This window comes from Streptomyces sp. NPDC048295, assembly GCF_040652135.1.
Classification (GTDB): domain Bacteria; phylum Actinomycetota; class Actinomycetes; order Streptomycetales; family Streptomycetaceae; genus Streptomyces.
Genome location: NZ_JBEZLL010000062.1, coordinates 1 through 8,288 on the forward strand (window position 1 = coordinate 1; position 8,288 = coordinate 8,288).

Annotated in this window: 1 protein-coding gene; it reads right to left on the reverse strand. The window is 73.6% G+C overall.

The window, feature by feature from the left end; translation table 11 throughout:
- Positions 1 to 8,288: SDR family NAD(P)-dependent oxidoreductase (locus AB0D53_RS41340; RefSeq protein ID WP_362454657.1), on the reverse strand; the 8,288-nt coding region annotated here is incomplete at both ends.

The window sequence follows — 8,288 nt, forward strand, 5'->3', positions numbered from 1 at the left end:
ATGGCCTGCACCATCTTGATCACCCCCGCCACACCGGCGGCGGCCTGGGTATGACCGATGTTCGACTTCAGCGAACCCAGCAGCAGCGGATGCTCCCGGGAGCGGCCGTAGGTCGCGAGCACGGCCTCGGCCTCGATCGGATCACCCAGCGCGGTCCCCGTCCCATGCGCCTCCAGCACATCCACATCCGAGGTCGACAGTCCCGCGCCGGCAAGCGCGGCACGGATCACCCGCTGCTGCGAGGGCCCGTTCGGCGCGGTCAGCCCGTTCGACGCACCGTCCTGGTTGACCGCGGACCCACGTACCAGGGCGAGCACCTGGTGCCCGTTGCGTTCGGCATCCGACAGCCGCTCCAGGAGCAGGAGACCGGCGCCCTCCGACCACGTGGCGCCGTCCGCGCCGGCCGCGAACGCCTTGGACCGCCCGTCCGGCGCCAGCCCTCGCTGGCGGCTGAACTCGATGAACACGGCGGGGCTGGCCATCACCGTCGCACCGCCCGCCAGTGCGAGATCACACTCGCCCTGGCGCAGTGCCTGAGCCGCGAGGTGCAGCGCCACCAACGACGACGAGCACGCCGTGTCCACCGTGACCGCGGGCCCCTCAAGACCGAAGGTGTACGCGATCCGGCCGGAGGCGACGCTGCCCGCGCTCCCGCTGACCAGGTAACCCTCGTACCCGGCCGGTGAACCGCCCTGGTGCAGCCGGGCACCGTAGTCGTTGTACATCACCCCGGCGAACACACCGGTCCGGCTGCCGCGCAGCGTCGACGGATCGATGCCCGCGCGCTCGAACGCCTCCCACGTGGTCTCCAGCAGCAGCCGCTGCTGCGGGTCGGTCGTCATGGCCTCACGCGGGCTCATCCCGAAGAACTCCGGGTCGAAGTCCGCGACGTCGTGCAGGAATCCACCGTGACGTGTGTAGACGGTGCCGGGTGTGGAGGGGTCCGGGTCGTAGAGCGCGTCGAGGTCCCACCCCCGGTCGGTGGGGAAGGGGGTGATCGCGTCGACACCGTCGTCGACCAGCCGCCACAGGTCTGCCGGCGAGCGGACGTCTCCGGGGAACCGGCAGGCCATCGCGACGATCGCTATCGGCTCGTCGGCCGGTGCCACGGTCGCGGGCCCGGTCCTGTCCGTCGGTTCCGGACGGTCCGACCGCAGCCGGTCGGCGAGGGCTCGCGGCGTCGGATGGTCGAAGACGATCGTGCTGGGCAACCGCAGCCCGGTCGCACCGGCGAGACGGTTGCGCAGCTCGACGGAGAGCAGCGAGTCGAAGCCGACCTCGGCGAAGGCCCGGTCGACATCGACGCCCGCGGCGTCCTCGTGGCCGAGCACTGCCGCGACGTGCCCCCGGACCAGGTCGAGCAGGTCGGTGGCGGCCGGCCTGCGCCGCTCGGCACGCACCGGCGCCACCGGCAGCAAGTGGGCCGGCACCAGCACCGGGTCGGTCCGCCGCAGCGCGTCGTCGAACAGCCGCAGTCCGTCCTCGGTGGACAACGGAGCCAGTCCGCTCCTGGCGAGCCTGCGCAGGTCGACGTCGGTGAGGTGGCCGGTCATGCCGCTGCGCTCCTCCCAGGGCCCCCACGCAAGCGCGGTCGCCGGCAGGCCGTCGGCACGCCACCGCGTGGCGACGGCGTCCAGCGCGGCGTTGGCGGCGGCGTAATTGCCCTGGCCCTGAGTGCCGAGCGTGCCGGCCACCGAGGAGAACATCACGAAGAAGGCGAGCTCGGCCGGGTCGACGGCCGCCCGCAGCGCGACCGCCGCGTCGACCTTGGGACGCAGGACCCGGTCGAGCCGCGCGGCGTCCAGGGACTCGATCACGCCGTCGTCGAGCACACCGGCCGCGTGCACCACTCCGGTCACCCGGACACCCGCCACGGCGTCCGCCAGCGCGTCCGCGTCGGCCGCGTCGCACGCGGCCACGGTGACCTCGGCGCCGAGCGACCGCAGCTCCGCCACCAGTTCGGTGGCCCCCGGTGCCCGATCGCCCATGCGCGAGACGAGCAGGAGGCTTCGCACCCCGTGCTCGGTGACCAGCCGCCGCGTCACCAGGCCGCCGAGCGTGCCGGTCGCCCCCGTCACCAGGACCGTGCCGTCCGCCGTGGACGGCCGGGTCGGCTCGGTGGCGCCGACGAGTACCTGCTTGGGTGCGTAGAGGGTTCCGTCGCGGACCATCAGCTGGTCGCCGGCGACGGCCGGCACGTCGCCGTCCGTGTCCAGCAGCGCGAAACGGCCGGGGTTCTCCGACTGGGCCGAACGCACCAGGCCCCACACCGCCGCCTGCCCGATGTCCCGGACGGCCTGACCGACCGCCCACCGGGTGACGACGACGAGCCGGCCCCGGCGGTCGTCCGCGAGCCACTCCCGCAGGTGGTCCAGCACCCACGTGGTGGCCGCGCGCACCTGGTCGGGGATCGATGCCTCGGGGTCGGACGGCGGGCATTCGAGCACGGTGGTGTCCGGCCAGGCGGTGTCCTGCGCGGCAGGGACCCACTCCGTGACGAACAGCCCGGCGTCCCGGGACCGGACCGCCTGTGGGCTGAACCGTCGCGTCGCAAGTGAGCCGATCGACGCGATGACCTCGCCGTCCGCGTCGGCGAGGACCACCGAGGCGGTGTCCGCCCCGGCGGGGCGGGCCCACACCCTCGCGGCCGTCGCACCGCGCCGGTGCACGCGCACACCGCCGAACGAGAACGGCAGCATCCCGTCCCACAGCTGTTCCACCGGTCCCAGCCCGATGGCGTGCAGCGCGGCGTCCAGCAACGCCGGGTGCACGACGAACCGGCCGGCACCGTTCTGCTCCTCCTCGCCCAACGCGACTTCCGCGAACACATCGGCGTCGCGGCGCCGCGCGGACACCAGTCCCTGGAACGCGGGGCCGTAGCCGTAGCCCCGGCCCGCGAGGTCGGCGTACAGGTCGGCGACGTCGATCTCGCGGGCTTCCCGGTCCCAGCGCCACTCCGGCACGGTGCCACCGGGCACGAGCCCGCCCTCCGCGTGCCGGGTCCAGGACTCCTCGCTCTCCTGTCGCGCGTACACGGCGACGCCCCGCCTGCCCGCATCGTCGGGCGGGCTCACCCTGACCTGCAGGAGTACGGACTCCCGCTCGGGCAGCACCAGGGGGGCGTGCAGTACGAGGTCGTCCAGCTCCTCGCAGTCGAGCGTGTCCCCCGCCGCCAGCGCCAGCTCGACGAACGCGGCCCCGGGAAGGAGCACGGCACCGAGGACGGTGTGGTCGGCGAGCCACGGGTGCGTCGTCCGGCCGATCCGGCCGGTGAACACGGTGGTCCCGTCGTCCGCGGCCTCCACCACGGCGCCGAGGAACGCATGGCGGACGGTGCCGAGTCCGAGGCCTGCGACGGACGCCGGCTCCGAGGTCCCGGTGAGCCAGTAACGCTGGTGCTGGAAGGCGTAGCTGGGCAGGCCGATCTGCCGGCCGCCGGAGAACACCGCCGGCCAGTCGACCTCGACCCCGTTCGCGTACGCGGCGGCGAGTGCGGTCGTCCACCGGGACATGTCGCCCTCGCCGCGCCGCAGCGTGCCGAGCGCGACGACGTCCTGCGCGGTGTCACCCACCGCTGCGGTGAGCACGGGATGGGCGCTCACCTCGATGAACACGCGGTGGCCCGCAGCGACCAGGGTGCGGGTCGCCTGTTCGAATTCCACGGTCTGCCGCAGATTCCGGTACCAGTACTCGGCCGTCAGCCCGGCGGTGTCGAGCAGCTCGCCGGTCACCGAGGAGTAGAACGGGACCGTCCCGGCCGTCGGCGTGATCGGTGCCAGGGCGACCAGCAGCTCCTCCTGGATCCGCTCGACCGCCGCCGAGTGCGAGGCGTAGTCGACCGCCACCCGCCGGGCCCGCACCCCGTCGCGCTCGCACGCGGCAAGGAACTCGTCGATGGCCGTGGCCTCCCCGGACACGACCGTCGCGGACGGGCCGTTCACGGCTGCGACCGACAGGCGGTCCGCCCACGGCGCGAGGAGCTGCCGCGTCCGGTCGGCCGGCGCGGAGACCGAGGCCATCCCGCCGGCGCCGGTCAGCGCGACGATCGCACGCGACCGCAGGCCGCTGACGAGTGCGGCGTCCGCGAGCGACAGTCCACCCGCGACACAGGCGGCCGCTATCTCGCCCTGGGAATGCCCGACCACCGCGACCGGGGTGACTCCGTACGACGACCACAGGGCGGCCAGCGACACCATGACCGCGAAGGTCACCGGCTGCACCACGTCCACCCGGTCGAGGTCGCGGCCCTCCCGCAGCACCTCGATGGGAGAGAAGTCCACATGGGGCGCCAGTGCGGCCGCGCACTCGGCCATCCTGGCCGCGAACACGGGTGCCGTGTCGAGCAGTTCCCTGGCCATCCCGACCCACTGCGTGCCCTGACCGGGAAAGACGAACACCGGTCCGGCAGGCCCATGGGCCGTGCCCTCGACCGTGCCCGTGCTCGGTGTGCCCTGCCCGAAGGACCGCAGCGCGGCCACCGCGTCCTCGTCCACCACGGCCACCCGGTGGGCGAACGGCTCCCTCGTCGTGACCAGCGACCAGCCGACATCCACCCGGCGCAGGTCCGGTCGCCGGGCGAGGTGATCGGCGAGCCGCGTGGCCTGCGCACGCAACGCCTCCGGGCTCCGCGCCGACAGCACGAGCGGCGCCGGGCGGCCCGGATCGTCCGCGATGGGCTCCTCGGCGGACGTCGGCAGCTCCAGGACGACGTGCGCGTTGGTGCCGCTGATGCCGAACGAGGACACCGCGGCACGGCGGGTGCCGGAGGGCCATCGCACCGGCTCGGTGAGCAGTTCGACCGCACCGTTCGACCAGTCCACGTGTGGTGACGGTTCGTCGACGTGCAAGGTTCTCGGCAGCACGCCGTTCCTCATGGCCTGCACCATCTTGATCACGCCGCCGACACCCGCAGCGGCCTGGCTGTGCCCGATGTTGGACTTCAGCGAACCGAGCCACAGCGGTTCCGCCCGGTCCTGCCCGTAGGTGGCCAGCAGGGCGTTCGCCTCGATCGGGTCACCGAGCATGGTGCCCGTGCCGTGCGCCTCGACGGCCTGTACGTCGGCGGGAGCGAGACCGGCGTTGGCCAGCGCCTGCCGGATCACCCGCTCCTGGGCAGGACCGTTCGGGGCGGTCAGCCCGTTCGACGCGCCGTCCTGGTTGATCGCCGAGCCGCGTACGACCGCGAGTACACGGTGCTCGTTCCGGCGGGCGTCCGACAGCCGCTCCAGCAGCAGCAGCCCGACGCCTTCGCTCCACCCGGTGCCGTCGGCGGCAGCCGCGAACGACTTGCACCGGCCGTCGGGGGACAACCCGCGCTGCCTGCTGAACTCGACGAACGTGTTCGGTGTGGACATCACGGTCACACCGCCGGCGAGCGCGAAATCGCACTCGCCCTGCCGCAGCGCCTGCGCGGCGAGGTGGAGCGCGGTCAGGGACGACGAGCACGCGGTGTCGACGGTGATCGCCGGCCCCTCCAGCCCGTAGGTGAAGGCCACCCTGCCGGACAGCACGCTGGCGGTGTTCCCGGTGAGCAGGTGCCCCTCAAAGCCTTCGGGCGCCCGGCCGAGCCGGGTGCCGTAGTCGTTGTACATCACCCCGGCGAACACACCCGTGCGGCTGCCGCGCATCGTCACCGGCCGGATACCGGCGGACTCGAAGGTCTCCCACGCCACTTCCAGCAGCTGCCGCTGCTGCGGGTCGGCCGCGGTCGCCTCGCGGGGGCTGATCCCGAAGAACTCCGGGTCGAACTGGTCGGCGTCGTGCAGGAAGCCGCCGTGGCGGGTGTAGGAGGTGCCGGCGTGCTCGGGATCGGGGTCGTAGAGCGAGTCGAGGTCCCAGCCCCGGTTGTCCGGGAAGTCACCGATCGCGTCGGCGCCGCCGGACACCAGTTCCCACAGGTCCTCCGGGGAGCGCACACCTCCCGGGTACCGGCAGGCCATGCCCACGATCACCACCGGGTCGCCCGTGCTCCCGGTGCGGCGCACGGCCGGTGCCTTCGCCGCCCCGGCGAGTTCCGCGAGCAGGTGCTCGACGAGCGCGGCGGGCGTCGGGTGGTCGAACACGGCTGTCGTCGGCAGCTGCGCACCCGTCGAGGCGTTGATCCGGTTGCGGAGCTCCACACCGGCCAGCGAGTCGACGCCGAGCTCCCTGAAGCCCCGGTCGGGCGCGATCGCGGTGCCCGGCTCGTGACCGAGCACGACCGCGACCGCGTCCGCGATCGTGGCCGACACCTCGGCCCGCCGCTCCGGCTCGGACAGGCCCGCCAGCCGGGCCATCCCGGTCGTGGCCGGGCGTCGTCGCCGGACCAGGTCACGCAGCACGGCGGGCGGCTCCGACACCGCACGCAGGGCAGCGCGGTCGAACCTGGCCGGCACGACGACACCATGGTTCGCACCGAGTGCCGCGTCGAACAGCGCGAGGCCGGTCTCGGTGTCCAGCGGCGGGATGCCGGCCCTCGCCCATCGCGCGACGTCCGCCTGGCCGAGGCTCTCACCCATCCCGGCCGTCCACAGGCCCCACGCCATCGACGTCGCCGGCATGCCTTCCGCGCGACGGAGATCGACCAGGGCGTCGAGGAAGGTGTTGGCGGCGGCGTAGTTGGCCTGGCCGGCGGTGCCGAGCAGGCCGGAGATCGAGGAGAACACGACGAACGCGACGAGGTCGCCGGTCAACTCGTGCAGATTCCAGGCGCCGTCGACCTTCGGCCGCAGCACGGCGGCGAGCTGGTCCTCGGTCATGCTCGGCACGGTGGCGTCGTCGAGGACCCCTGCCGCGTGCACCACGGCACGGAGCGGCAGATGGTCCGGTACGGACGCCAGCAGCTCCGCGACCGCGGCACGATCGGCGACGTCACAGGCGGCGACCCTGACATCGGCACCGAGCTCGGTCAGTTCGGCCACCAGCTCGGGCGCCGTACCTCGCCGGCTGACGAGCAGCAGATGCCGCACGCCGTGCTCGACGACCAGCCGACGCGCGACGAGTGCGCCCAACCCGCCGGTGCCGCCGGTGATCAGGACCGAGCCGTCCGACAGGGTCGGCTCCGCCTGCGTCGCCCGTGCCGGGGCCGATACCAGGCGCGGCACGTGCACTCGGCCGGCGCGGATCGCGAGCTGCGGCTCGCCGGTCGCCACGGCCGCTGAAAGCGCGGCGTCCGACGCGCCACTGCCATCGGTGTCCACGAGCACCAACCGGCCGGGGTTCTCGGTCTGCGCGGTCCGGATGAGACCCAGCACGGGGCTCGCCCCGATCGCGGGCGCTTCCCCGCCGACCGCCACGGCCCGCTCGGTCAGCACCACCGTCAGCCGATCCGCGCGCTGCGCCTCGGCCAGGGCCCACCGTGCGGCCGCATGTGCGGCGGCCGGGGTGTCGGCCCCGGGGGCCGGTGGTCGCACGACGTCGAACTCGGCTTCTCCGGTGGGAACCGGCAGTTCCCGCCAGTCGAGCCGGTAGAGCTCGTCCGCCTTGCCGCGCGTCAACGGCCGCAGCACCAGCGCCTCGGCGCTCAGCACCGGGGTGCCGTCCTCGTCCCACGCCGCCAGCCGCGTCGCGTCCTCGGCGGTTCGCGTCCACATGACCCGCAGCGTGGTCGCCCGGGTGCCGTGCACGGAAACGCCGCGCCATTCGAACGGCACGACCAGGCCGTCCGCGGCCAGCACCAGGGGATGCAGTGCCGCGTCGAGCAGCGCCGGGTGCAGGGCAAACCCGTTCCCGTCCTGGGGCAGCCGGACCTCCGCGTACACGATGTCGCCCGAGGTCCACACGGCCAACAGTCCCTGGAAGGCCGGACCGTAGTCGTAGCCGCGGCCGGCGAGCCGCTCGTAGGCGTCGGTGAGATCCACCGGGTCGGCATCCGCCGGCGGCCACTCGACGGGGGCGGGGTCCGGTGCGCCCCTGGTTCCGAGCCGGCCGCCGGCGTGCCGGGTCCAGTCCTCACCGTGCCGGGCGTGGACCGTCACGGCGTCGCCGTCGGTTCGCACCTGGATCTCGGCCGCGGTGCCCACCGGCAGCGGGGATTCCAGCACGAGTTCCTCGACCGCGCCGCCGCTCGCGTGCAGGGCGAGGTCGAGGAGTGCCGTGCCGGGCAGGATCGTGCTGCCGTCGATGGTGTGCTCGGCCAGCCATGGCTGCGCGTCGACGTCCAGGAGTCCGCCATGGACAGTCGTGCCGTCGGCGAGCCTCAGCGACGAGGTGAGCAGGGGGTGTGTGCCGGTGGTGGCTTTGCGGGTGGGGTTGAGCCAGTGGCGTTGGTGTTGGAAGGGGTAGGTGGGGAGGTTGGTGTGGTGGGGGTT